This is a genomic window from Thalassotalea fusca, from assembly GCF_053485835.1.
The window spans coordinates 1-25,424 of record NZ_JBQRUN010000003.1 but is presented as its reverse complement, the minus strand read 5'-3'; the positions used below and the strand labels follow the sequence as shown (position 1 = coordinate 25,424).

Annotated in this window: 21 protein-coding genes, 4 tRNA genes and 1 pseudogene; 23 read left to right on the top strand and 3 right to left on the bottom strand. The window is 41.6% G+C overall.

The features are described from left to right. From hflC to ACSLUK_RS04500, 4 genes are all read left to right on the top strand, one after another. Entirely contained in the window at positions 1-885 is an 885-nt protein-coding gene (gene hflC / locus ACSLUK_RS04515; RefSeq protein WP_448547331.1) for a protease modulator HflC, read from the top strand. An 81-nt stretch (positions 886-966) separates the two neighbouring features. Beyond that, positions 967-1,152, top strand: coding sequence for a DUF2065 domain-containing protein (locus ACSLUK_RS04510; RefSeq protein ID WP_448547330.1), 186 nt, complete (start codon positions 967-969; stop codon positions 1,150-1,152). 128 nt (positions 1,153-1,280) lie between these two features. Next, positions 1,281-2,579 (top strand): adenylosuccinate synthase, encoded by a 1,299-nt coding sequence (locus tag ACSLUK_RS04505; protein ID WP_448547329.1) that lies wholly within the window; start codon positions 1,281-1,283, stop codon positions 2,577-2,579. Between the two features lie 528 nt (positions 2,580-3,107). Further along, complete coding sequence (locus tag ACSLUK_RS04500) at positions 3,108-4,352, top strand: malic enzyme-like NAD(P)-binding protein (RefSeq protein WP_448547328.1); 1,245 nt, start codon at positions 3,108-3,110, stop codon at positions 4,350-4,352. Positions 4,353-4,407: 55 nt separating this feature from the next. Here the strand turns inward: ACSLUK_RS04500 and ACSLUK_RS04495 are convergent. Beyond that, positions 4,408-4,584, bottom strand: a pseudogene (locus tag ACSLUK_RS04495) (IS4 family transposase); the annotation flags it as partial. A 125-nt stretch (positions 4,585-4,709) separates the two neighbouring features. Continuing rightward, on the bottom strand, positions 4,710-5,039 hold the full coding sequence (metJ, locus tag ACSLUK_RS04490; protein ID WP_448547327.1) for a met regulon transcriptional regulator MetJ: 330 nt from the start codon (positions 5,037-5,039) through the stop codon (positions 4,710-4,712). A 182-nt stretch (positions 5,040-5,221) separates the two neighbouring features. On the opposite strand from metJ, the gene metB reads away from it, so the two are divergent. The 3 genes from metB (at position 5,222) to ACSLUK_RS04475 (ending at position 10,442) form a co-directional block, all read left to right on the top strand. Continuing rightward, a complete protein-coding gene (metB, locus tag ACSLUK_RS04485; RefSeq protein ID WP_448547326.1) occupies positions 5,222-6,382 on the top strand; it encodes a cystathionine gamma-synthase in 1,161 nt (386 codons plus the stop codon). A 30-nt stretch (positions 6,383-6,412) separates the two neighbouring features. Beyond that, positions 6,413-8,878: a bifunctional aspartate kinase/homoserine dehydrogenase II gene (metL, locus tag ACSLUK_RS04480; RefSeq protein WP_448547325.1), complete on the top strand. Its 2,466-nt coding sequence runs from the start codon at positions 6,413-6,415 to the stop codon at positions 8,876-8,878. A gap of 100 nt (positions 8,879-8,978) precedes the next feature. Next, positions 8,979-10,442: a hypothetical protein gene (locus ACSLUK_RS04475; RefSeq protein WP_448547324.1), complete on the top strand. Its 1,464-nt coding sequence runs from the start codon at positions 8,979-8,981 to the stop codon at positions 10,440-10,442. Between the two features lie 62 nt (positions 10,443-10,504). Here ACSLUK_RS04475 and argE read toward each other — a convergent pair whose 3' ends face one another. Beyond that, positions 10,505-11,650, bottom strand: a complete 1,146-nt coding sequence (argE, locus tag ACSLUK_RS04470) for an acetylornithine deacetylase (protein WP_448547323.1) — start codon at positions 11,648-11,650, stop codon at positions 10,505-10,507. Between the two features lie 230 nt (positions 11,651-11,880). Between argE and argC the strand changes: the two genes are divergently transcribed. The 16 genes from argC to ACSLUK_RS04390 form a co-directional block, all read left to right on the top strand. Further along, the gene (gene argC, locus ACSLUK_RS04465) at positions 11,881-12,906 is read left to right on the top strand and encodes an N-acetyl-gamma-glutamyl-phosphate reductase (RefSeq protein WP_448547322.1); all 1,026 of its coding nucleotides are present in this window, start codon (positions 11,881-11,883) and stop codon (positions 12,904-12,906) included. Further along, a complete protein-coding gene (argB, locus tag ACSLUK_RS04460) occupies positions 12,903-13,679 on the top strand; it encodes an acetylglutamate kinase (RefSeq protein ID WP_448547321.1) in 777 nt (258 codons plus the stop codon). The genes argC and argB overlap by 4 nt, the downstream gene beginning before the upstream one ends. A gap of 44 nt (positions 13,680-13,723) precedes the next feature. Next, entirely contained in the window at positions 13,724-14,635 is a 912-nt protein-coding gene (locus ACSLUK_RS04455) for an ornithine carbamoyltransferase (protein ID WP_448547320.1), read from the top strand. A 49-nt stretch (positions 14,636-14,684) separates the two neighbouring features. Further along, positions 14,685-15,917: an argininosuccinate synthase gene (locus tag ACSLUK_RS04450; RefSeq protein WP_448547319.1), complete on the top strand. Its 1,233-nt coding sequence runs from the start codon at positions 14,685-14,687 to the stop codon at positions 15,915-15,917. A 10-nt stretch (positions 15,918-15,927) separates the two neighbouring features. Then, positions 15,928-17,802 carry an argininosuccinate lyase gene (gene argH / locus ACSLUK_RS04445; protein WP_448547318.1) on the top strand — a complete coding sequence of 625 codons (1,875 nt, stop codon included), beginning with the start codon at positions 15,928-15,930 and terminating at the stop codon, positions 17,800-17,802. 141 nt (positions 17,803-17,943) lie between these two features. Next, positions 17,944-19,128 carry an outer membrane beta-barrel protein gene (locus ACSLUK_RS04440; protein ID WP_448547317.1) on the top strand — a complete coding sequence of 395 codons (1,185 nt, stop codon included), beginning with the start codon at positions 17,944-17,946 and terminating at the stop codon, positions 19,126-19,128. Positions 19,129-19,139: 11 nt separating this feature from the next. After that, entirely contained in the window at positions 19,140-19,661 is a 522-nt protein-coding gene (locus ACSLUK_RS04435) for a polysaccharide biosynthesis/export family protein (RefSeq protein WP_448547316.1), read from the top strand. Beyond that, positions 19,658-21,817 carry a GumC family protein gene (locus ACSLUK_RS04430; protein WP_448547315.1) on the top strand — a complete coding sequence of 720 codons (2,160 nt, stop codon included), beginning with the start codon at positions 19,658-19,660 and terminating at the stop codon, positions 21,815-21,817. Before ACSLUK_RS04435 ends, ACSLUK_RS04430 begins: the two co-directional genes overlap by 4 nt. A gap of 89 nt (positions 21,818-21,906) precedes the next feature. Then, entirely contained in the window at positions 21,907-22,935 is a 1,029-nt protein-coding gene (murB, locus tag ACSLUK_RS04425) for a UDP-N-acetylmuramate dehydrogenase (RefSeq protein ID WP_448547314.1), read from the top strand. Further along, positions 22,928-23,905 carry a bifunctional biotin--[acetyl-CoA-carboxylase] ligase/biotin operon repressor BirA gene (gene birA, locus ACSLUK_RS04420; RefSeq protein ID WP_448547313.1) on the top strand — a complete coding sequence of 326 codons (978 nt, stop codon included), beginning with the start codon at positions 22,928-22,930 and terminating at the stop codon, positions 23,903-23,905. Before murB ends, birA begins: the two co-directional genes overlap by 8 nt. Beyond that, positions 23,902-24,630: a type III pantothenate kinase gene (locus ACSLUK_RS04415; RefSeq protein ID WP_448547312.1), complete on the top strand. Its 729-nt coding sequence runs from the start codon at positions 23,902-23,904 to the stop codon at positions 24,628-24,630. Before birA ends, ACSLUK_RS04415 begins: the two co-directional genes overlap by 4 nt. Positions 24,631-24,752: 122 nt before the next feature. Next, a tRNA-Thr gene (locus ACSLUK_RS04410) sits at positions 24,753-24,828 on the top strand. Positions 24,829-24,858: 30 nt separating this feature from the next. Further along, positions 24,859-24,943, top strand: a tRNA-Tyr gene (locus tag ACSLUK_RS04405). Positions 24,944-24,971: 28 nt separating this feature from the next. Beyond that, positions 24,972-25,045 (top strand) — tRNA-Gly (locus tag ACSLUK_RS04400). Between the two features lie 12 nt (positions 25,046-25,057). After that, positions 25,058-25,133: transfer RNA gene (locus ACSLUK_RS04395), tRNA-Thr, on the top strand. An 83-nt stretch (positions 25,134-25,216) separates the two neighbouring features. Next, a partial coding sequence (locus ACSLUK_RS04390; protein WP_448547311.1) for a GTP-binding protein occupies positions 25,217-25,424 on the top strand: 208 nt, incomplete at its 3' end.

Sequence of the window (25,424 nt, the reverse complement as noted above, 5' to 3'; positions counted from 1 at the left end):
ATGAAAAACTTTATAGTAGCGGTTGTTGCCGTATTGTTTATTTTGACTGTTTCTTCAGTGTTTATCGTATTTGAAGGACAGCGCGGAATTGTTTTTCAGTTCAACAAAATCAAGCGTGATTCAGCGACTCAAGAAATGATGGTTTATGAACCTGGTTTGCACTTTAAGTTTCCGTTAATTGAAAATGTTAAAAAGATAGATGCGCGAATTCAAACACTTGATGAACCAGCCGATCGTTTTGTTACGTCTGAGAAAAAAGACTTGATGGTTGATTCATACGCAAAGTGGCGTATCGTTGATTTTTCAACTTATTACTTGAGAACGACTGGTTCAATAGAGAATGCTCGGGCATTATTAAAACAGAAAATTAATAATGGTTTGCGTACCGAGTTTGGTTCTAGGACGATCAAAGAAATCGTTTCTGGTGACCGCGACGCGATAATGTCAAAAGCGTTGGAAAGTGCTGCTAGCAGTCGCCAAGATTTGGGTATTGAAGTAATTGACGTACGTGTAAAAGCGATTAACTTACCGAAAGAGGTGAGTAATTCAATTTACGATCGTATGCGTGCCGAACGTAATGCTGTAGCGAAAGAGCATCGCTCTCAAGGTCAGGAGCAGGCGGAGATAATTCGCGCTACTATCGATGCCAAAGTAACGGTTATGTTAGCTAATGCTCAAAAACAAGCATTTGAAATTCGTGGTGAAGGTGATGCTTTAGCATCGAAAGTATACGCAGATGCGTACAAAAAAGATCCCGAGTTTTATAGCTTCTACAGAAGCCTAGCTGCATACGAAAATACCTTTAATAGTAAGGACGATATGCTGGTAGTAAAACCTGATAGCGACTTCTTTCATTACTTGAAAAGCAACACAGCGAAAAAATAGTGATGACTAATCGAAAAAAACCATGACATGTGTCATGGTTTTTTTTAGCTAATAGCCCCTGAAAATAAGGTTAAAATAGAAATGACGATTGAGTTATTCATTAAAGCCCTAGCAATAGCGTTTATTCTTGAGGGAATTGTTCCTGCACTATTTCCTAACAAATGGCGGGCGTATGTTGTGAAGCTTATCAATGAAAGCCCACAGAATATTCGCCGAATAGGTATAACATTAGTGTTAATTGGTAGTTTGATCTTTTTTTCGGTTTAATCATAAACCCGTAACTTATTCAAAAATTGTCGGATTTTAAAATTGCTTTAAATTCCACCAACAAGTGCTTGGACTGAGTTCCAGAATTTGATAGAATCCCCGCCTAATTTTCTTTCTAAATTGAAAACATGGGTAAAAACGTCGTAGTTCTGGGCACCCAATGGGGTGACGAAGGTAAAGGTAAAGTTGTTGACTTATTAACGGACAAAGCAAAGTATGTTGTTCGTTACCAAGGCGGCCACAATGCAGGTCATACGCTAGTCATCAATGGTGAAAAAACCGTACTTCATTTAATTCCGTCAGGTGTTTTGCGTGATAACGTAAAATGTCTAATTGGCAACGGTGTAGTGCTTTGTCCTAAAGCATTAATGACAGAAATTAAAATGTTAGAGGATCGTGGAGTTCCTGTTCGCGAACGATTGCTAATCAGCGATGCGTGCCCTCTAATACTGCCTTATCATAATGCGCTTGATGCAGCACGTGAGAAAGCACGTGGTAGCAAAGCTATTGGCACTACTGGCCGTGGCATAGGTCCAGCGTATGAAGATAAAGTAGCTCGACGTGGTCTACGCGTTGGTGACCTTTTCTGCCCTGAAACATTTGCGGCGAAGTTAAAGGAAATTATGGAGTACCATAATTTCGTTTTGACAACATATTACAAAGTAGACCCTATCAGCTATGAAGAAGTTTTAGCTGATGCCATGAATGTTGCTGAAATTATCAAAGGCATGGTTGCGGATATCACTGAGTTGCTTGATCAAGCACGTAAGAATGGTGATTCTATCATGTTTGAAGGTGCACAAGGCACATTACTAGATATCGACCATGGTACGTACCCATACGTTACATCTTCAAATACAACAGTTGGTGGTGTTGCAACTGGCTGTGGTTTTGGCCCACGCTACCTTGATTATGTTTTAGGTATAACGAAAGCATACACCACACGTGTTGGTTCAGGACCTTTCCCTACAGAGCTTAATGATGAAATTGGTAATCATTTAGGTACTGTTGGCCATGAATTTGGCGCGACTACAGGTCGTGAGCGTCGTTGTGGCTGGTTTGATGCTGTTGCTATGCATCGTGCGATTCAAATCAATAGTATTAGCGGATTCTGTTTAACTAAGCTTGATGTTTTAGATGGCTTAGAGACATTGAAAATCTGTACAGGCTACAAAACAGAATTTGGTGATGTTATTACCGTGCCGCCAACGGCTGCTGAAGGCTACGAAAAAGTAACACCGGTCTATGAAGAGTTGCCGGGTTGGACAGAATCAACAGTTGGCGCAACGTCGGTAGATGCACTTCCAGCTAATGCTAAAGCTTATATTAAGCGCATTGAAGAAGTGACAGGCGTACCTGTAGATATCATCTCTACAGGCCCAGATAGAAATGAAACGATTATCTTAGTTAATCCATTTAATGACTAAGCTAATGCGTTAAGCATTTAATTCGCTTTATCGAAAACGGCTCTAACTACTAGAGCCGTTTTTTTTGACTCACGTTATAGTTTTTTCCATGCTACTAGAGCGATTTTAGGTGAAACAGGACCGACTATATTGGTTGCATAAATATTCGGCTATTTATGTTGAGTCTGATTTTTACTGCAACTAATATTTCTTGTATTTGTTGTGAATGGAAGTTAAATGTATTCAAATTCTGCAAACTGTATTGAACTTGGCAAACTTGCATAAAGTGCCGCTTCTTTAGGTTTTTGGGCAGAACTTTTAGTTTTATATAGATAAGTGAATAAATATAGTCAGTATTTCGATTGTTTATGTGAATTATTTTGTTAGTAAGTCTATATTTAATATAGCTTGTAGCTAATTTTTATATATAAATACCCTTGAATCATCAAGTCTGTTTGCAATAACATATATTGCAATAATAAAAAGAACGAAAATAGCTGACTGCTCCGAGCAGTGTATAAATTACAACTAACGCATTAGGATAAAGACATGACCGATTTACGACAGCAAGCTTTGGACTATCATGAATTCCCAACACCGGGAAAGATTTCTGTCGAATTAACAACACCAGCGGAAACCAGCTTAGACCTGTCTCTTGCATACAGCCCAGGTGTTGCAGAGCCAGTCAGAGCGATTGCCGAAAACCCAGAGGATGTGTACCGTTATACGGCCAAAGGTAATACCGTAGCGGTAATCACCAATGGTACCGCTATTTTAGGGTTGGGTAATCTGGGGCCTATGGCATCTAAACCGGTCATGGAAGGCAAGGCATTGTTATTTAAAAGATTTGCCAACCTTAATTCATTTGATATTGAGGTTAAACACAAGACTGTGGAAGAATTTGTCGACACAGTTGCTAACATTGCCGACAGTTTTGGCGGTATAAATCTTGAGGATATCAAAGCGCCAGAATGTTTTGCTATCGAGAAGGCGCTGATAGAGCGTTGTAAGATCCCTGTGTTTCACGACGATCAACATGGTACGGCAATCGTAACAGCGGCTGGGATGTTGAATGCTTTGGATATCCAAGGTAAATCCATTCAAAATGCCAACATCGTTTGCATGGGGGCAGGGGCTGCGGCAATCGCATGTATGGAGCTTTTGATTAAATGCGGTGCCCAACGTGAAAAGATTTACATGTTAGATACCAAAGGCGTTATTCATACGCGTCGTGATGACTTAAACGAATATAAGAAGTTGTTCGCCAATAATACCGATAAGCGTACATTGGAAGATGTTATTGATGGCGCAGACGTATTTGTCGGTGTTTCAGGTCCAGACTTACTATCAACAGAACATGTTCAAATGATGGCTGATAAACCAATTATTTTCGCTTGCTCGAATCCTGATCCAGAAATTAAACCTGAAGTTGCAATGGCCGCTCGCAATGATGTTATCGTTGCAACAGGGCGTTCTGATTATCCTAACCAAGTGAACAATGTATTATGCTTTCCGTTTATTTTTAGAGGTGCACTAGATGTTCGTGCACGTACTATTAATGATGAGATGAAAGTTGCTGCGGTACATGCTATTCGTGAACTTGCTAAAGAGCCTGTTCCGGCAGAAGTTTTAACAGCATCAGGAGATGAAGCGTTGGAATTTGGTCCTGACTATATTATTCCAAAACCTATGGATAAGCGTCTATGTGCTAAGGTAGCAAAAGCCGTTGCGCAGGCAGCAATAGATTCAGGCGTTGCTGCTTTAGAATTGCCTGAAAATTATATGGCAGACTAAAGGTAGCCATATTTTAGCGCAATAAAAAAGCCAGCGTTGTGTGCCTGTCTCTTGATCACAAGTCAGACTCAAGAGACTGAGCTAACTCATAACCTTCAAGGATGGTTTTCAATTTAAACCATCCTTGCCATATCACCTTAACTGAAGCACGGCCTGTGCGTTTGGTATCTTTCCAGCCACCTAATTTAGCCAGTTCTTGATAAGCCCATGACATATTAGGCACTTTCTCTGGCAGGTTTAATTTAGTTCAAAAAATCCCTGCTAATTACTTAGCAGGGATTTGTGTATAAGAGACAGGCTATAAAGCTGGCTTTTTCGTGCCTAAAGGCTTATACCAATCCTTTATGCAGATTGGTATTAATCATCCTTACTTTCAAATTCGCTGAAATCCGTAATTCCACGCGCTTCAAGCGCCTTACGAACACTTTCAGGGAGTTTTTCTTGATTGTCTTTAGCAAGATCCGCATCATCTGGCAGCGGCTGACCAGTAAAAGCATGCAAAAAAGCTTCGCATAGCAGCTCGCTGTTAGTCGCATGTCTTAAATTATTAACTTGTCGGCGTGTTCTCTCGTCAGTTAACACTTTTAAAACACGCAAAGGAATTGAGACGGTAATTTTTTTTACTTGCTCACTCTTTTTGCCATGTTCTGCATATGGGTTGATATACTCACCATTCCACTCTGCCATGGACATACCTCATTAGTAAAATTCTTTATTATAATAAGAGAATTTTACTAGTTGTTTTGTTTGAGTCAACTATGAATGTGTAGAGGGTTAGATGTCTAAAATGGCTTGACGGTGTTTTTTAAATTGTTTAGAGTTATAGACGTCCAAACATCCAAATGGTTAAAGTTAACTTAGGGGCTTGCATGTCACAGAAAAAATTTGCCACAACCGCAGTAAGAGCGGGTATCAATAGTGATAAACACCATGGCGCAGTCGTCCCTCCGCTTCACCTTTCTAGTACCTATTCTTTAAAAGGCTTTAACGACAAACGAGATTTCGATTATTCTCGAACAGGCAACCCTACCCGATCTTTGTTTGGGCAAGCTATTGCTGAACTTGAAAATGGTCAAGTTGGCATCGTTACCAGTACAGGCATGTCAGCTGTTCATCTTATTTGTCAATTGCTGACAGTCGACGACACCATCGTTATTCCTCATGATTGCTATGGCGGTAGCTATAGACTATTTACACATCTGGCTAAAAAAGGTCAATTTAAGTTAATCGTTGTTGATCAGAATGATGAACCGGCATTAGCAGAAGCACTTCAGTCAAAGCCAAAGGTCGTGTTAATCGAAACGCCAAGCAATCCGCTACTTCGCTTAGTCGATATCGAAAAAGTTACAAAGGCGAGTAAAGCTGTTGGTGCATTGGTCGCGGTAGACAATACCTTTTTGTCGCCCATTCTGCAAAGGCCGCTAGATCTAGGTGCAGACATTGTATTTCATTCCACAACAAAATTTATTAATGGACACAGCGATATTGTTGGTGGTGTTTTGGTCACGAAAACAGAAGCATTGGGCGAGGAACTCGCGTGGTGGGCAAATTGTATTGGTATTACAGGTTCTGCATTCGACAGTTATATGGCACTTAGAGGGCTGAAAACGCTACCGGTAAGAATGCAACAACATCAACAAAATGCGGATGCCGTTGCCACTTTTTTATCTGCGCATGAAGCCATTGATGCTATTTACTATCCTGGACTTGAAAGTCATCCAGGCTATGACATCGCAATTAAACAACAATCTTCATCTGGTGCAATGATGAGCTTTGAAGTAAAAGGTGGTATAGCAGCCGTTACGCGTTTATTTGATGCACTCGAGCTGTTTACACTCGCTCAGTCGCTCGGCGGTGTTGAGAGCTTAATTAGTCACCCTTCAACAATGACACATGCTGGTATGGAATTAGCCGCGCAGGAAGAGGCGGGTATAACGCAATCGTTGGTGCGTATTTCTGTTGGCATCGAAGATATAGAAGACATTCTTGCCGATTTGGCGCAAGGATTATTAGCAAGTCAACAAGTTTGACGCTGGTTAGGAACATATTTGGTATTAATAATGAACGCTAGAATTGAAAATGAAGTATTAGCCGCCGCAAACAACCAGTTGTTGAAACATACGATTCAAATCCATAAGTTTGGTGGCAGTAGCTTAGCATCAACGCAATGTATTAATCGTGTCGTTGAAATCATCAAACAGCATTGTCAACTAAACGATGTTGTTGTGGTATCAGCCAATGGTGGCACGACTGATGCGCTATTCTCTATTATTGAACAAGCAAGGGCACACGATGCTGCCTTAGCAGAATCTATCAAAGCGTTAGAATTGTGCCAACACGAGTTGATTACAGCGCTATTAAACAAAGGTAGTGCAGCAAGACTACTTGACTTGCTTCAAATTGATATTGAGCAGTTAAAATCGTGGATAAGTGAAGATATAGCACTGTATATCAATGATATATTGGCATTTGGTGAAGTATGGTCAGCACGATTGTTGTCAGCTGTTCTAAACCAACAAGTTTGTCCAAGCCATATGATTGACGCGCGTGACTTCTTACGCATTGATAATGAAGTGAATTGCAACGTAGATTTTGACCAAAGTACTAAGAGATTTCAAGAACTTGTACAACCAAGCAGTTTAACCGTGGTAACTGGTTACATTAGCCGTGATGCAGCAGGGCTAACAAAGACGCTAGGTAGAAATGGCAGTGATTATTCTGCAACGATTATGGCTGCCATAACACAAGCCAGTAATGTCACTCTTTGGACCGATGTAGATGGTATCTATAGTGCTGATCCTCGTATGGTGTCATTGGCGCGTAAGCTACATCGTCTTCCTAATGGTGTAGCACGTGAACTCGGTCGATTAGGTAATCCTGTATTACATGCTAAAACGCTGAAACCATTAGAGCAGCATGCGACCCACTTACATGTGGCAAGTAGTTTTGCCCCGGAAGTAGGCGGTACTGAAATCGGAAAATTTGGCCAGATTGCCAAACAGGAACTTTCAGTGACTTTTTTGAATGACTTGCTGTTAGTTCGATCTGAAGGATTATTAGCTGACCAAGGTAAGCATGCCGCTGCGCTTTTTGACCCAATCTGCTTTGATAGTAAAAAAGGGGTAGCTGTTATTCGCCAAGAACAGCAAAAATCTGTTAGTCAATTTCTGGCGAGCAGCGATAAAGAAGTGTTATTCAAACCAGTGTCAATTCTGGCAACGGTTGGACATAAAGTAGCGACGCATGGCAGTGTTCGCGCACGGTTTAGGCGGGCATTAAAAACGCAAGAGCCAATCGATATTTTGCCTGCGGAAAGTAAGCACAGTTTAATCGCTATACTTGCACGACCATGTTCAGTTGAATTGCTCAATAATATTCATCATGACATGACGAAAGATGCTCGTACTATTGGACTGGTCGTGGCAGGACTAGGCAATATTGGCAAACGATTTATTGAAATGTTACCAACGCAGTTAAACAAAGTTGAGGCGCTTGAAAATGTTCACTTAGTAGGTTTGGTAACCTCGAAAAAAGCATTAATCAATAATGACGGTATTGATGTCAAACAAGCTAACGAACAGTTTGAACGATTTGCACAAACATATGACAACGAATTACTGTTGTCATGGTTAAAGAATCATCCTTACGATGAGCTTATTGTGGTTGATAACACCCCTAGTGAGGAATTTAGCGCGTTATATCCCGCTTTTTTTAAACAAAGTATTCATGTTATCGGTGCAAACAAATGGGCCGCTTCTTCTGATACCGAAAATTATGAAAACCTGCTGACACTCGCTAAAGCCAATCACAGTATCTGGTTGGGTAACACAACTGTTGGCGCAGGATTACCAGTGAATTATGCGATTAAAGATTTACTCAATAGCGGGGATGAAATAAGAGAAATAGCTGGAATTTTTTCTGGTACGCTGTCTTGGCTATTTCAAAAGTATGATGCACAAGTACCTTTTTCAACGTTGATGAAAGATGCATTAGCACAAGGGTTAACTGAGCCCGATCCTCGTGAAGATTTGTCGGGTAGAGATGTGCAGCGCAAACTGCTGATTTTAGCGCGATTAGCAGGATACTCGTTACAACTCACCGACATTGAAGTACAAAATCTAGTACCTGAATCATTACGCGATATCGACAAGGAATCATTTCTTGCTAAAGCTGAGCGACTAGATGATTTCTTCTTATCTGAATTTTCACAAGCGAAAGCGAGTGGGCTTTGTATTAGGTATGTCGCACGGTTTGCTAACAACGGTGGTAAGCTAGTTGCCAGCGTAGGACTAGAACATTTACCAGAAAATGATGCTTTCGCTAATTTATCTCCATGTGACAATATTTTCCAAATTACGAGTGATTGGTATTGCGACAATCCGTTAATTATTAGAGGCCCAGGTGCTGGTCGCGATGTGACTGCCGGTGGGTTACATTCAGACTTAGTGGCCATTTGTCAGCAACTAAGTAACCGAAGCACGCCCGTGAAAATTAAGGGGTTACTTGACGAAGATAAGAAGGCTTAGCTATAGCTGAATGTAATATTGTTGCGGTAAGAAATTGCAGAACGGTCATTTTTGCGCGATTATTAGTTATTAATTAGAAGGTTACTTATAGAAAGGTTTCATGTCGATTAAGAAACACAGTGATACGCATTCCACTAAACATGTAAAAGTATTGCTGAAAAAGCTCTATGACAGTAGCGTGGTTAAAGACTCGCTGCTGGATCAAGCACTTGCCTATTATGAAGCGCAACCTATTAATCAACACAAACTTGATGAACTTAAGTTTGAAGTGAATGAACTAACTGCGAATGAGACGGCTAAAGATCAACAGCGAATCGACCAATTAGAAGCCGAATTTAGAGAATTTAAACAAGATTTACGGTACGAGAGTAGCCAACGGCACAAATCTTTGTATACGCTTTGTCAGGACATTCTCACGTGTACAGAAGGGACAACGTTTAAAGAAACTAATCGTAAAACGGCGCAGTTATTAGGCATTATTCAACTAATTAGTCCAACGGAAGGCATGCGTGTAGCCGAAATCAATGAAAAGCATAAGCCTTTATATCGCGCGGTATTGTGCTTACGACTACTCGATCAGCTGTGTATTGAAGAGGCGAGCATTGTATCTTCTGGCTATATTCATGCTTTTAAAGCAAATATTTCAGGCGAAGAGTACAAAGAGTTTCCCTCACACGATCCAGCAGCCTATAAGGCATTTGTTGAAAATGTAAAAATTCCATTGCTAATGGCTTCTTTAATGCAGGATATTGGAAATTATCATCCGGATGCTCAATCAATCCTAAACGGCAAGGAAGGGGCTAGTAATAGGCACAGAACGCTTAAAGTTGAGGAGCGAAAAAAACTCCTGCAAATAAATTATCGTGAAACGCTTAAATTTCTAGTCGATGGTATTGGCGCGCCAATATATGTCGGTAACTCAAAAGCAGACCGAGACAAATTCAATATTAATGAACATAAAAAATTAGTGTTCATGAAGCAACTGCTAAAAGAGAGTGTCGCTCCGAAAGAAGGCATAGGTAATCTACTCAAAGTACCGCAAATTTACGCTTCCATCATTCTTTCAACTAAGAGCAGTTACAACTTTAAGTTGTTACCTAAAGTTTACCAAGCGCTCGACCAAAATGCGGAACGGGGCACGTGTTGTCCATTAGTTGTGGACTCTCTTCGCAAAATCACGGGAGATTTTCCCCAAGGATTTGGTGTAACTTATATTCCAGAGTCTGAAAATGGTGAACAAGTTGATCGATACGAATATGCCATCGTCAATCAACTATACCCAGAGGCACCAGATTCCCCACTATGCCGCACAGCAACCCGTCATCTCACTTTTTTGAGTTTTGGACAGGACATAGCTCTACCTCCTGAACGTAATCTGTATTTTGTTGAAACGGCCCAACAGTTTTCTACCATCAGCAAAACCCGATTAAACGAAATTCTTGAAAAGTTAGCGTCAAATTATCAAGAACGGAAAAAGTTAGATTTACTGCCGCGTTGTTGGCAGGCTAATGATTATTTTTCAATATCTGAAAACCAAAAACTCTGGAACAAAGCAGCAGTGTAGACGCCTGATATTTCAGCTCCAATAAGTACTACCATTATTTGCTTGAACACTCATCATATCAATCATGTTAAGCAATATTGTTTAATAGCGTGCATCAAAAAGCGTTCTGTCTGCGTTATTTCGCTATGCAGCAAAAATTCATTGGGCTGATGAGCTTGGCTAATTGAACCTGGTCCCAAAACAATCGTTTGGCAGCCTAGCGATTGAATATAGGGGGCTTCAGTAGCATAGTTAACAGCGCAACACTTGTTCGTCGTTTCTTTTTCTGAAAAAGCGACAAGTTGAGAAGACGCATCCTGCGAAAAGCTTGGAGAACTGGGATGTAATTCCGTAACCGTGATGCGTTCAGGAAACTGCTGCTTGATGGGAGCCAAAGCTTGTAACAGCAAAGCGGTAAGTTCTTCGTCTGATTGTCCTGGAATAGCACGTAGATCAATATCCAATTGGCAATAACCGCATATCCTGTTAGCGTTATCACCGCCCCTAATCGCCCCTAAATTAAGTGTAGGGTATGGCACTTCGAAGGCTTCATGTTGATATTGTTTCGACAATTGAGACTTTAGTTTCAACAAGTCAGTTACAACCTGATGCATCAACTCAATTGCATTGATACCTTTATCGGGTTGGCTCGAATGACCAGATTGGCCTACGATGGCAATTCGATGTGACATATGTCCCTTGTGCATTACAACAGGTACTAAAGAGGTTGGCTCGCCAATAATGGCAGCATCAGGTCGAATGAGCTGTTGTTTGGCAAAGAATCGTGCTCCTGCCATTGTGGTTTCTTCATCTGCGGTTGCCAGTACATATAGCGGTTTGTGCATCTTTTTAAGGTCTAGATGTTTACAAGCTTGCAATATGAAGGCAAAAAAACCTTTCATGTCACACGTTCCAAGCCCGTAAAATCTGTTATCAGCGTCTTTTAATTTGAAGGGATCACTTTGCCATCGGTTCTCGTCGTATGGAACTGTGTCGCTATGCCCAGATAATAATAAGCCTCCTTCACCACTACCCAGCTTTGCTAGCAAGTTATATTTATTCTTGCTATGCGGGACTTGTTCAATGCTGATAGTAAACCCCAATTGCTCAAACCAAGTTGCCAACAATTGAATGACAGGCAAATTTCCCTGATCCCACTTTGCATCTGTTGAACTCATGGACGGCGTAGCAATTAACGCGCTGAGTGCAGCTTCGAAATTTGGTAGCATGATAAACCTTTAAAATAGTTATGCTCTTTTGTTGCATATCTACCCATGTGTTGATATGCTCTGCGCAAATGATGACTAACGTAAAATCAAGATTACGTAAAATGCGTACTGACTGCAATAGCGGTTTGTCAGGTTTTTGTGGGTTTTTTACGCTAGGGCGTTACTTTGTTGGTAATACTTATTAATTTTTTGGTGTTGCATAGAATTGCAAAATTAACTGTGGTGGGGTAATGAAGGTAGCAATAGTAGGTGCAAGCGGTTATGTGGGGGCTGAACTTATCGCATTGATAAGTGCTCACGAGGTGATCCGTTTAGAACATGTGCTTGTTTCTGAAAACAGCGATGCTAGTGGCCAATTAGTTTGTGATTTACATCCAAAGCTAGATAAAGTTTGCCACTTACCACTAATACCGTTTTCAGAACAATGGTTTGTTGAAAATGTGGATTCTATTGATGCCGTATTTTTTGCGACACCTCATGAATATAGCGCTCTATGGGCGGAAAAGTTCCTGAATGCAGGCAAGAAAGTATTCGATTTATCCGGCGGCTTCAGACTAAATAATGCAGAAGATTATCCCAAATACTATGGCTTTAAGCACGCAAACGTTGATCTATTGCAAAATGCAATTTATGGCTTAGCTGACTGGTATGCTGCCGATATTGCTAACGCTTCGCTTATAGCGGTACCTGGATGTTATCCAACAGCCAGTTTAACTGCGCTGAAACCCATTACTGAACATGCGTTGCAGCTTGATAACACCTTGATCGTTATTAACGGTATTAGTGGTGTGAGTGGTGCTGGTAGGAAAGCATCACTTGCCACAAGTTTCAACGAAGTGAGCCTAACGCCGTACAACTTATTGCAGCACCGTCATCAACCAGAAATTACTCAGGAAGCTGGTGCTAAGGTGATCTTTAATCCGCACCTTGCGCCATTCAAGCGTGGCTTATTAACTACGGTTACTTTGCAGCTAAAGCAAGGCGTAACAATTTCCGACGTGTCAAACGCGTACACCGCAGCCTACCAACACAGTCAGATTGTTAGAATAAAGCAGTCACCCCCTAAAATTGATGATGTTGTTCATACACCATTTGCCGATGTTTATTGGCAATATGATGAACAAACACAAACGCTTGTAGCCTGTTGTGCAATCGATAATCTACTTAAAGGTGCTGCATCGCAAGCAATCCAATGTGCCAACATTTCTTTGGGTTTGCCAAATGCCTATTGTTTAGTAAAAGGAGCCTTGCTGTGATTAAGCCGTTAGTGATTAAAATTGGTGGGGCAATTTTAACGAGCCAAGATGCGTTGTCAAAGCTGCTGGAAACTATCAAATTGATGAAAAATCAAAAGGTGGTGTTGGTACATGGCGGCGGTTGTATGGTGGATGACATGCTAGATCAGGCAGGGTTTACTTCAGAGAAGAAGAACGGCCTGCGAGTTACTCCGAAGTCACACATGAACATTGTCAGTGGCGCTTTAGCGGGCACAGTTAATAAAGCCATTGTTGCGCAGGCAATGGGTAAAGGTTTGTCAGCGGTTGGCTTATCTTTAGCCGATGGTGGAATTGTTTCATGTGAACTAAATCCTGCTGACCTAGGCTGTGTTGGCTTACCAACTGCCAATAGCAGTAAGCTGCTGGATACGCTGTTGAGTAGCAACTTCTTGCCAGTTATCTCTTCAATCGGTGCCCTCAATACTGGTGAACTGGTTAACGTCAATGCAGATGATGCAGCCGTTGTCATTTGTCAGTTACTCAATGCCGAGTTATTGCTTCTGACGGACGTTAATGGTGTTAAAGGAAGTGATGGAGCTTACCTTACATCAATTGATCAATCACTCGCCGAGCTCTTGATCATTCAAGGGGTAATCTCTGGTGGCATGACAGCAAAAATTAATGCTGCGTTAAATGCAGCTAACCAATTACGACGAAGTATCGCGGTTGCGAGTTGGAAGCATCCTGAGCAAATCGTTAATTTGCTCGCAGGTGAAGCCATTGGCACCCGCGTACAACCTAGCTTGAATTAATTTATTTTTCTATTGGTTTTTAACTTCGTTTAATTGGAGTACTTATGTCTTTTTCTCATTTTCTCGCTGACGATCAGCTAGATAAATCACAACTCGAGTCGCTAATCTCGCTCGCAAAAGAAATCAAAAATAACCCTGCAAAATTTCAGCAATCGCTAGCTGGAAAATCGATTGTCATGTTGTTCGAAAAGCCGTCGTTGCGCACACACATTAGCTTCGACATTGGCATACAAAAGCTAGGTGGACATGCGCTATATATTGGTCAGCAAAATGGTAACTTGGGTGCACGTGAACGTGTATCTGATGTTGCCAAAAATCTCGCGTGTTGGTCTGATGCTATTGTTGCAAGAGTATTTGATCATCAGGTACTTGAAGGACTTGCTGAACACGCCAACATACCGGTCATTAATGCACTATGCAATTTGTATCACCCGTGCCAAGCATTGGCCGACTTCGTTACGTTATCGGAGCAGTTTGATGACTTAAGCAACGTTAACTTAGCCTATGTGGGTGACGGCAATAATGTGTCTCATTCGTTGATGCTAATGGCTGCAACGTTAGGTGTAAATTTCACTTTAGTTTGCCCTAAGCAATATAGCCCTTCGGCATTCATTTATAGCAAAGCCCAAACGCTAGCGGCTTCATCAGGTGCCAAATTGCAATTGGTGAACGATGTAAATGATATTGGCTCTCAAGATGTGATCTACACCGATACGTGGATTTCAATGGGCAATAATGCTGCGGAAAAAGACATCATCAAAGCCTTTACGCCATACCAGGTCAACCACTCGGTAATGTCTCACGCGCAAGCGTCGAAGGTGATGCATTGTCAACCCGCTCATTTAGGGCATGAAATAACTCAGTCACTTTTTGACAGTGAGTGCTCAATTGCAATGCAACAGGCCGAAAATAGGATGTGGGCACAGAATGCGGTGCTGGTTTCTTTACTTGGTTAACGCATAGTCTTGATTAAACATAAAATTTACGAATTCTAAGGTATTAAAAATGGCACTAGCAAAGAATAAACAAATTAAAAAAGTGGTACTGGCTTACTCGGGTGGACTTGATACATCAGCGATCATCCCCTGGTTAAAAGAAAATTACGATGGTTGCGAAGTAGTCGCGTTTTGTGCAGATGTAGGACAAGGCGAAGAGGAGTTGGCAGGTATTCAAGAAAAGGCGATAGCGTCTGGCGCGTCAGAATGTCACGTTGTTGACTTAAAAGAAGCCTTTGTAAAAGATTATATTTACCCGATTGTGAAAACGGGGGCAGTGTACGAAGGGCAATATTTGCTCGGCACGTCAATGGCGCGCCCTATCATTGCCAAAGCACATGTTGAAGTCGCGTTGAAAGTTGGTGCGGATGCCGTTTGTCACGGTTGCACAGGTAAAGGAAATGACCAAGTACGCTTTGAGTCTTGTTTTGCCGCATTAGCACCACATCTTACCGTGATCGCACCTTGGCGTGAATGGGATATGGTCTCACGTGAAGACCTGTTGAATTACTTAGCCCAAAGAGACATTCCTTGTTCGGCGTCACTCACCAAAATATATAGCCGTGACGCTAATGCTTGGCATATCTCACATGAAGGTGGTGAACTGGAAGATCCTTGGTGTGAACCGTCTAAAGAAGTTTGGACCATGACGGTCGATCCTATGGATGCTCCCGATGTGCCTGAATATGTCACGTTGTCGTTTGAGCACGGTGAACTCGTGTCAGTTGATGGTGAGAAAATGACGCCATACCAATCGCTAGTCTACCTAAACAATAAGGCGGCAATTCATGGTGTCGGTAGGATTGATATCGTTGAAAACCGTTTAGTTGGTATGAAGTCGAGAGGCTGTTATGAAACACCGGGTGGTACCGTACTTATGGCGGCATATAAAGGTTTAGAGTCGCTGATACTGGATAAAGAGTCGTTAAAATTCAGAGAGTCAGTGGCATTGGAGTTTTCACACGTTATCTATGACGGGCGTTGGTTCACGCCTTTAGCCAAAGCTCAACTGGCAGCGGCCTCTTCACTGTCGGAGCAGGTAACTGGTGATGTAGTGGTTAAGATGTACAAAGGGCAAGCCATTGTAACGCAGCGTCAATCACCAAATAGTTTATATTCGGAAGCGTTTGCTACATTTGGTGCCGATGACGTATATGACCAACAGCATGCAGAAGGCTTTATTCGTTTGTTTAGCTTGTCGAGCAGAATTAACGCATTGAAACAGTCGACTCAATACGAATAGGGGAATAATTATGGCTTTATGGGGAGGCCGGTTTAAGGCTGGCAGTAGCGATCTATTTAAAGCATTTAATGACTCATTGCCTTTTGACTATGTTTTGGCAAAACAAGACATACAAGGTTCAATTGGGTGGTCAAAAGCGATTCATAGTGCGGGTGTGTTAACGCTTGAAGAACAGCAGCAAATGGAGCAGGCACTCACTGACTTGGCGATCAAGGTGGAATGTGGTGATGTCAATATTCTCGATTCAAATGCTGAAGATATTCATAGCTGGGTAGAGTCGGAATTGACGGCTCAACTCGGTGATATTGCAAGAAAATTACACACGGGTAGAAGCAGAAATGATCAGGTGGCGACAGATTTGCGCCTTTGGACTCGTGAACAAATTGATCTGCTAATTGAAGCATTAAACATGTGCCAACAGCAGTTGTTAACATTGGCTGAAAATAATCAAGAGCATATCTTGCCGGGTTATACACATTTGCAGCGCGCTCAGCCAGTAAGGTTTGCCCATTGGTGTTTAGCGTATATCGAAATGTTCAAGCGTGATGCCAGTCGGTTAAGTGATGCCCGTAAACGGCTCAATCAGTGTCCTTTAGGTAGTGGCGCGCTGGCGGGAACTACTTATGCGATAGACCGTGAACAACTCGCTCAATCTTTAGGATTCGACAGTGCTTGTGTCAATAGCCTTGATGCCGTTTCTGACCGCGACTTTGTGCTTGAGGTACTATTCGCAGCCAGTGCCAGTATGATGCATTTATCACGGTTTGCAGAAGATTTGATTTTCTTCAACTCTGGAGAAGCTAATTTTATTACATTAGGCGACCAAGTTACGTCGGGATCTTCATTAATGCCACAGAAGAAGAACCCGGATGCCTTGGAACTCATCCGTGGCAAATGTGGCCGGATATACGGTGCGTTGCATGGCTTACTGGTGACTTTAAAAGGCTTGCCAATGGCCTATAACAAAGATTTGCAAGAAGACAAAGAAGGTTTGTTCGAAACTGTTGCTCAATGGCACAGTTGTTTGTTAATGGCTGCTGAAGTAATCAATTCAATAGAAATAAACAGTGCTTCGTGTCAAAAGGCGGCCCGCGAAGGTTATGCTAATGCAACTGAACTAGCTGATTATCTTGTTGGTAAAGGGATGCCATTTAGAACGGCGCATGAAGTGTCGGGTGAAGTGGTATTATATGCGCTTAGTCAGCAAGAGCCGATTGAAAGCCTCAGGTTAGATGAACTAAAACAGTTTTCGTCATTAATCGAGGATGATGTATATCCAATATTAGAGTTAGAGTACCTCGTTGATAAGCGGAATATTCTTGGTGGCACGGGCATTAAACCTGTCAGTGATATTATTGCGAAATATCGCCACAGCTTAGGCACATCAGATTATACGGTTCGCGATGCGAAACTTACGGATATAAGGGCAATTAGCAAACTGGTTGACTATTGGGCGAGCAAAGAAGAAAACTTGCCCCGTGCCGAAGATGAATTAATCAAGTCGATTCGCGACTTCGCTGTGATAGAGGAAAATGGTCAGGTTTGTGCTTGTGCTGCACTATACATATACAGCACTGGTCTTGCGGAAATTCGCTCGCTTGGGGTTTCGGTCAATTATCAAGGAAAGGGCTACGGTAAAGCGCTGGTAGAATACTTGTTAGAGCGCGCGACAAAGTTGTCACTAAATCGTATCTTAGTTCTAACGAGAAAACCGGAATTCTTTCAGCGTTTAGGATTTTGCTTAGACAAGAAAGAAAAGCTGCCTGAGAAAGTGATGAAGGACTGTGATCTGTGTCCTCGACAAGATAACTGCGACGAAACGGCTTTGCTTTATCATTTAAACGAAACACATTTTAGTGACTTAGCCATAAGAGAAGTTAGCTAACAACAATACCGCTGAATTATCAGCGGTTTTTTTTGGCCTAAATTACGATGCGTTTTGTAAAAAAATTGTATCAAATTGCTTGTGTTCTCTCGTTAATTACGGTGCAATGACAACAAATAATAAAAACGTTGTAGGTTGTTTATGAAGCTACGTGGTAAAGGCTTATTGGTAAGTTTACTGGGAGGGGTATTTAGTTCCCTCGTATTTGCACAAAACTCTTCAGTTGCCAGTGCGGCAAATTTGTTTGAAGTGTCTCTGTCAACTGAGTATGGTTATCTTGATAACTTCCTTTATCAACCTGAACAAGAGCAATCAACTGGCTTTTGGCGTATCGCTCCGAGTGCTAAGATGAAGGCAGCCTCTGGCGCACAACTATATTCTCTTGCATTGTCGTCTGAGCTTTACCGACATGCTGAATTTTCACATGACGATCGCACAAATGCTGCACTTGAAGCGGGTTATCAGTACAAGTTTGCACATAATAAGCGATTTTTCATTCAGGGAACGTATGATCAAGTAGGTGAAGAGCGCGGTACGGGTTTGTCTATTGGTGATGCAGAGTCAATCGATCGCCCTGATGAATGGCAACAAAGTGGTGCCTCCCTTGGGTATCAATTTGGACATGAAGAGTCGGTGGCACAACTAACGGTTGAAGGAGGCTTTGACACAAAGCGATATAACACGCGCAGAGCAACTACACGTAATTTAGACCAACAATCTATTTATGCTGGACTATCGTTCGATTATTTATTGTCTGGCAAATCTTATATAGGCACTGAAGCAAAGGTTTCTCAATCAGACTTTAAATACAATAACACACTTAACGAAACTAAGTGGGAAGCGTTAGTTGGTTACCGTTGGCAGTCAACCGACATTACACGAGTGAGTGCGCTTATTGGTTACCAGCATATTTCGTTTGACCAAGCGCTTTTACAGGATGATAGCAGTTTAAAATGGAAGATAGATGGTCACTGGCAACCGTCAGATTATTTTTCGGTTTCGTTATCTTCATCACGCGACTATGTTGCGGCGAATCGGCTAGCAGATAGTTTTCGTGTTGTTGATAGATATCAGCTTTCTTCCATGTATGCATTTTCATCACACATGAAATTAAATGTGCTCTTAGGTATTGATGACGAACAGCTGATTTTCGCTAATCGTACCGATAAAGAAGATTATCTGGTCGGAGAAGTCGCGCTGCATTATAATCGAAATGATTGGTTGTCTTTTTATGGTAAGTTTAATTTTCGAAGTTTAGATAACTCTGAACCGACACTTAATTACCAAAGAAATAGCTTTTCAATCGGTTTTAGTGTTAGTATCTGAGATAAAATTGGATGAAATTTATGCGATTTTGCTTGTTGTTGTTAATTTGTTTACAGGTAACGCATTGTTATGCAAAAGATTATAGGGTTGGGCCGGGAGACCATATTGAAATTTCGGTATATGGTGAACCAGACTTAACCAGAAAGGTTAGGGTGAATAAATCGGGCATAATTTCGTTTCCATTTCTTGATGATATTCAAGTTGTGGGGTTAACAACGAAAGAATTAGAAGCGACTATTCACAACGGATTACTCGGTGACTACTTAGTTAATCCGCAGGTACAGGTTGCAATAGTCCAATACCGGCCTTTTTTCATTCATGGTCAGGTTAAAAAACCAGGAGGGTATCCATACCAAGAAGATTTGACGCTGGATAAGGCGATTGCACTTGCAGGCGGACTAGCGAGCAGGGCGTCTAAAACTGATTGGAAGATAACACGTGTTGTTGACGGGAAAACGATAACAATTATAGGTACTGTCGTTACGGAAGTTTATCCGGATGATATTATAGAAATAGAGCAAAGCTTTTTTTGAACACCATAGAATCTAATCATCATAATGCGTTACAAGACGAGGTCGCACTTCAAGAAGTGCTTACACCGTTATGGACGCGAAAATGGAAAATTCTATTCTTTTCACTATTGCTAACGGCCATGGTGGCATTTTATGTTTCTTTGCTTAAACCTTCATTCCAAGCCACTTCGATTCTACAAATAGGTAGTAATAAACCGCGTAATACTTTGTCCATTAATGATGCCTTTAATGAATCAAGTGCCAGTAAAGAGCAAATTCAAACACAATACGAACTTTTACGTTCGAGAAAATTTGCAGAACGTGTGATATCGCAGCTAAATCTCACGCAGCATATAGATTTTAATAGTGGCAAATACAACGACAAAGTAAAATTTTTAAGTAAGCTTAATAAGAGCAACGGCGTACGGCCTATCGGCCAAGTGGCGTCGATGTTTCGTCAACGCCTTACAATTTCACCGATCGCGGGCACTGAGTTTGTCAAAATTACTTTTGCCACTTATACCCCTGAGCTAGCTAAGCAAGTCGCCAATCAGATAGGACAAACCTATTTGAAATATCAAGATGAGATTCACAGCGCATCAAAAGAAAGTACGTCACAGTGGCTAGTCGACCAACTGGAAGAACTGGGCAAAAAACTGGAACTATCTGAGCAAGCGTTGCAAAGTTATCGCGAATCAGAGGGGATAGTTGATATTCAAGGTGTTGTTGGCCTCGTTGGCGCGGAATTAACAGAATTAACTTCTTCTGCTTTACGTGCCTCAAAAGAAGCCGATGATTTAAAGGTTACATATGAGTATGTGCAAGCTAATAAGAACGATATTGTGCAACTCATCGACTTACCCCAAGTAAGTAAGCAGCCAACTTACATCGAACTACAACGCTCAGAAGAAAAAGTGGTACGTAAATTTCACGAGCTACAGCAAAGGTATGGTCCTAAACATCCTAAATACATTGCGGTACAGGCTGAGTTGGAAGCGATCAATCAACGTATTGCTCAACAAGTAAATGACATTGTTTTGTCAATTGAGAAAGATTATTACGCTGTGCTCCAGATGGTTAAAGCAACTGAATCGAGGTTGGCAAAAGCTAAAGCAAATTATCTTCGTTTAACTGGACTCAATAATAAGTTCTCTCAACTTAAGCGTGAAGTTGAAACGAATAAAGAGCTATACAATAACTATTTGGTCAGGCTGAAAGAAGCTGACGCCATGGGGAATTATAAATCAAACTTTTATGTGCGATTTATTGACAAAGCGGTAACGCCTAAGAGTCAATTCAAGCCGAACAAAACCATTATCGTTATCTTGAGCTTTATCGTCGCTGTGACACTAATTTCAATCATCATTATTATGCGAGAAATGCTGGTTGATACCTTGAATTCAAGACGGAAACTCGACAGCTTTCATGAAGCCAATATTTTGGCTGTGCTGCCGAAAATTAAACCAAACAAAATTGATCCAAACGATAAGACGTATTACAAAGATAACCGTTTTACTGAGGCGATTCGTACATTACGAACCGCCTTATTGTTTAGTGGAGAGAAGAAGCCTCCAAAGATAATCGCTATTACTTCATCGGTACCTAATGAAGGTAAGTCGACCATAGCATTACAGCTGTCACGCTCTTTTGCGGAAATGGAAAAGGTATTACTAATTGAAGCAGATATGCGACACCCAACTGTAGCCAAAAACCTCGATTTAGATCTATATCGTCCAGGATTATCAAACTTGTTGGCTAAGACACATCAAATCAATGAATGTATTTATCGCGACCAAACGGCAAAGCTTGATATTTTGACTTCCGGTATTTCACCGGCCAACCCGTTGGCATTCTTATCGATGAAACGGTTTAGTATGTTGCTTAAAGTATTTGGCAATTTTTACGATCGAATTATTATCGAAACACCACCCGTAAATGCGGTGAGTGATGCCGTGATTATTTCAAAAGTGGTTGATAGCGTGCTGTATGTGGTGCATGGTGGAAAAACCAAACGAGATCAAATCTTGTCGGGATTACGCATGTTGCGACAAGTAAATGCACCAGTAGAAGGGGTGGTTATTAATCATAGTGAGAACATTAACACTGAAAAATACCACAATAAATACTATAACAAGAGCAACAATATCATTAATCTACCCGTTAGAAAGCAGGGTTAGTAAGTAGTTGTTCAACACCATCACACTTTCTTTAATGTGATCCTGAATAAAGTCACATATAATACACAAAACTCGTCATTTATCACGTTATGCACCTAAAAGAAAATTGTTCTCTCACTCATCTGAATTCGTTTGCGTTATCCGCGATTGCGCCCAAATTATATGAACTTACCAGCCTAGATGAATTGTCGATATTTGAATCGCTGGCGGGTGAAAATATCTATATATTGGGAGAGGGCACAAATACTCTGTTTATTGAAGAGCTTACACCTATAATTGTTCGCCTGTTGATTAAAGGTATTACGATCACTGAAACAGAAGACAACTTTATTGTGACAGCAGCTTGTGGCGAGAACTGGCATCAGTTAGTTGAATTTTGCTTGGAACAAGGCATTAACGGCTTAGAAAACCTTGCTTTAATACCCGGAAGTGTCGGGGCTGCGCCAATTCAAAATATTGGTGCATATGGCGTTGAGCTCTCAGATTTCCTGCAATCAGTTGATTGGTATGAATTTGGCTCAGGCACAGAAAAGCGCATCGACAAAACAGATTGTGCATTTGGCTATAGAGATAGCGTTTTTAAGCAGGCGTTGAAAGACAAAGGGGTAATCACCAAGGTAACTCTAGCTTTGCCTAAACAATGGCAGCCCGTTAAAAACTATGCTGGTTTGAATGAGCTACCAGATAAAGTAACGGCAAAAGAGATTTTTCAAACAGTCATCGAAATACGCCAACAAAAGTTGCCCGATCCTAAGGAAATTCCCAACGCAGGAAGTTTCTTTAAGAATCCTATTATTTGCAGTTCAACGTTTCAGGCATTACAGCATCAATACGCTCAGGTACCACATTATGTGCTTCCGGACGCCTCAATCAAACTGCCTGCAGCTTGGTTAATTGAACAAGCCGGTTTCAAGGGCCAAACCGTAGGCAAAGCAGGTGTACATGAGAAACAAGCGCTAGTGCTAGTTAATCGTGGTGGCGCGACCGGAGAAGATGTTGTTTCACTAGCACAGCAGATAATAACAACTGTTCATCGGGTTTTCGGCATAAGATTAGAACAAGAAGTACGTACGGTGGGACAATTAGGGTATCAAGTGATAGAGGTGCAAGGTGGCTAGTTCGATTAGGGAAAGGTTAATTGAGCAGCTGGCGGCTGGTCAATTCGTCTCAGGGCAAGTAATCGGAGAAACGCTCGGTATTAGCAGAGCAGCCATTTCTAAGCATATTAAAGCGCTTGAAGAAATGGGGATTGATGTTTTTCGTGTCACAGGTAAAGGCTATCGACTTGCTGAACCACTTCAACTATTAGATAAGCAAATCATCGCTAACTATTGTGCGAGCGTATGCAGTGCCAACAAAATAGAAGTTCACAGTGTCATTGATTCTACCAATACCTTCCTACTTAGACGTATACCTAATCAAGTGCAAAAAGGTCAAGTGTGTGTAGCAGAGTTTCAAAGTGCAGGACGTGGTCGACGAGGTAGAACTTGGGTGTCACCATTCGGATCACACATATACTTTTCTTTGTATTGGTATTTGGAGCAGGGCATGGCAGCAGCCATGGGGCTTAACGTGGTAGTCGCACTCGCAATAAGTGATGCTATTCAAAATTTATATCAGCTTAATGCACAGCTTAAATGGCCTAATGATATTTATTTAAATGATAGGAAATTGGCTGGTATATTGATCGAGTTGGAAGGACAAGCGTTAGAACCGTGCCACAGCGTTATAGGTATTGGCTTGAATGTAAATATGCCAGAGCAGATGGCAGAGAAAATTGACCAACCATGGTCTGATATTCAATCGCACGTGAATCAAAGTGTCGACAGAAACGAACTTGTTGGCGAACTCATAAAGTGCTTGAACAAACGTCTTTTAGCGCATGAGGAGTCAGGGATTTCATCGATGGTGAATGATTGGCTACAACGAGACAAATATTTGAATCAGCGGGTAACCTTGATTTCCGGTACTAAAGAAACCACTGGAATTTGCCGAGGTATCAATGCCCAAGGGGCACTATTGCTTGAGCAGCAGGGTGCTGTGAAGCCAATCTATGGCGGTGAAATTAGTCTAAGGCCTGCGCAATGACATTATTAGTCGATATTGGTAATACCCGCAGTAAGTTTTGCTTAGTACTGCCCAATGGTGAGCTGTCAGATGTTTTTACAGTTGCGAACGAACAATTTACCGCTGAATATCTTTCGGACAACTATGCGGATGTTGCAAAAGTATTTGTGGCTAGTGTAAATAATCCTCGACTATTTGCGACTATTTCTGCTTGGGGGAAGGAACACAGCATTGCGACTGAAGAAATCAACACGGAGAAACACGCATTCGGTGTAATCTGCGCATACGAACAATATCGCAATTTAGGTGTAGATCGTTGGTTGGCGATATTAGGCGCTAATAAGCTGTATCCTGATCAGCCTGTGATAGTTATTGATGCAGGAACTGCACTTACTATCGACGCAATAAATAACGATGGGGAACATTTAGGTGGTTGGATACAGCCAGGTATTCAAACAGCACTTGACGCTATATTACAACGCACGACTAAAGTGTTTGGTAGTCGAACGGAGTTATCGGAAATGACTTTTGGTGTTAGCACTGAGCAATGTTTGCAGCTAGGGTGCTGGGCGTCGGTTGTTGGCAGCGTTAAACTTGCACATGATCTTTTTGCCAAAAATACACCGAGTATCAAGCTGGTTTTTACGGGCGGTGATGGTGAATCTCTGAGTACGCAAATCTCTGGCGATTGCGTTTACCATAAAGATCTCATATTTCATGGAATGAGTCGTTATCTGAACAGATAACGTTATATTTCCTGCCTTTCTTGCGTAAAAAAACATCAAACGATCAGAAAGTGATTTTTTTTTCAAATAAATTGTTGCAAGGGGCAAAACATTACACTAGAATTCGCACCACTTAATGTAGTGCCGACTTAGCTCAGTTGGTAGAGCAACTGACTTGTAATCAGTAGGTCGCCAGTTCGACTCCGGCAGTCGGCACCATTAATACTCTTTTATTAGAGAAAAGAATTTGGAGGGGTTCCCGAGTGGCCAAAGGGATCAGACTGTAAATCTGACGGCTCCGCCTTCGGTGGTTCGAATCCACCTCCCTCCACCATTTTTACAGAGATATTCTGATTGAAAATGCGGACGTCGTATAGTGGTAATACCTTAGCCTTCCAAGCTAAAGCTGCGGGTTCGATTCCCGCCGTCCGCTCCATTCTGTTGTAGTGCTGATATAGCTCAGTTGGTAGAGCGCACCCTTGGTAAGGGTGAGGTCGGCAGTTCAAATCTGCCTATCAGCACCACTCCAAAATATTCAATTAAGAATTTTCTTAAAAAATTTATTTATACTTTTTACTTTTGTTAATCTACCTAGAGGTATTTTAAAGTGGCTAAAGAAAAATTTGAACGTTCGAAACCGCACGTTAACGTTGGTACAATCGGACACGTTGACCATGGTAAAACTACATTAACAGCTGCTATCTCTGCAGTGTTAACAAAAACTCACGGTGGTGAAGTTCGCGATTTCGCACAAATCGATAACGCACCAGAAGAGCGTGAGCGTGGTATTACAATCAATACTTCTCACATCGAGT

What these genes read in the sequence shown, in the direction of transcription:
- ACSLUK_RS04415 (WP_448547312.1), top strand. Translation starts at nt 23,902, where the DNA reads ATGACATTATTAGTCGATATTGGTAATACCCGCAGTAAGTTTTGCTTA.
- metB (WP_448547326.1), top strand. Translation starts at nt 5,222, where the DNA reads ATGTCACAGAAAAAATTTGCCACAACCGCAGTAAGAGCGGGTATCAAT.
- metJ (WP_448547327.1), bottom strand. Translation starts at nt 5,039, where the DNA reads ATGGCAGAGTGGAATGGTGAGTATATCAACCCATATGCAGAACATGGC.
- argE (WP_448547323.1), bottom strand. Translation starts at nt 11,650, where the DNA reads ATGCTACCAAATTTCGAAGCTGCACTCAGCGCGTTAATTGCTACGCCG.
- ACSLUK_RS04510 (WP_448547330.1), top strand. Translation starts at nt 967, where the DNA reads ATGACGATTGAGTTATTCATTAAAGCCCTAGCAATAGCGTTTATTCTT.
- hflC (WP_448547331.1), top strand. Translation starts at nt 1, where the DNA reads ATGAAAAACTTTATAGTAGCGGTTGTTGCCGTATTGTTTATTTTGACT.
- ACSLUK_RS04505 (WP_448547329.1), top strand. Translation starts at nt 1,281, where the DNA reads ATGGGTAAAAACGTCGTAGTTCTGGGCACCCAATGGGGTGACGAAGGT.
- murB (WP_448547314.1), top strand. Translation starts at nt 21,907, where the DNA reads ATGCACCTAAAAGAAAATTGTTCTCTCACTCATCTGAATTCGTTTGCG.
- ACSLUK_RS04500 (WP_448547328.1), top strand. Translation starts at nt 3,108, where the DNA reads ATGACCGATTTACGACAGCAAGCTTTGGACTATCATGAATTCCCAACA.
- ACSLUK_RS04450 (WP_448547319.1), top strand. Translation starts at nt 14,685, where the DNA reads ATGGCACTAGCAAAGAATAAACAAATTAAAAAAGTGGTACTGGCTTAC.
- ACSLUK_RS04455 (WP_448547320.1), top strand. Translation starts at nt 13,724, where the DNA reads ATGTCTTTTTCTCATTTTCTCGCTGACGATCAGCTAGATAAATCACAA.
- ACSLUK_RS04475 (WP_448547324.1), top strand. Translation starts at nt 8,979, where the DNA reads ATGTCGATTAAGAAACACAGTGATACGCATTCCACTAAACATGTAAAA.
- metL (WP_448547325.1), top strand. Translation starts at nt 6,413, where the DNA reads ATGAACGCTAGAATTGAAAATGAAGTATTAGCCGCCGCAAACAACCAG.
- argH (WP_448547318.1), top strand. Translation starts at nt 15,928, where the DNA reads ATGGCTTTATGGGGAGGCCGGTTTAAGGCTGGCAGTAGCGATCTATTT.
- argC (WP_448547322.1), top strand. Translation starts at nt 11,881, where the DNA reads ATGAAGGTAGCAATAGTAGGTGCAAGCGGTTATGTGGGGGCTGAACTT.
- ACSLUK_RS04435 (WP_448547316.1), top strand. Translation starts at nt 19,140, where the DNA reads ATGAAATTTATGCGATTTTGCTTGTTGTTGTTAATTTGTTTACAGGTA.
- ACSLUK_RS04440 (WP_448547317.1), top strand. Translation starts at nt 17,944, where the DNA reads ATGAAGCTACGTGGTAAAGGCTTATTGGTAAGTTTACTGGGAGGGGTA.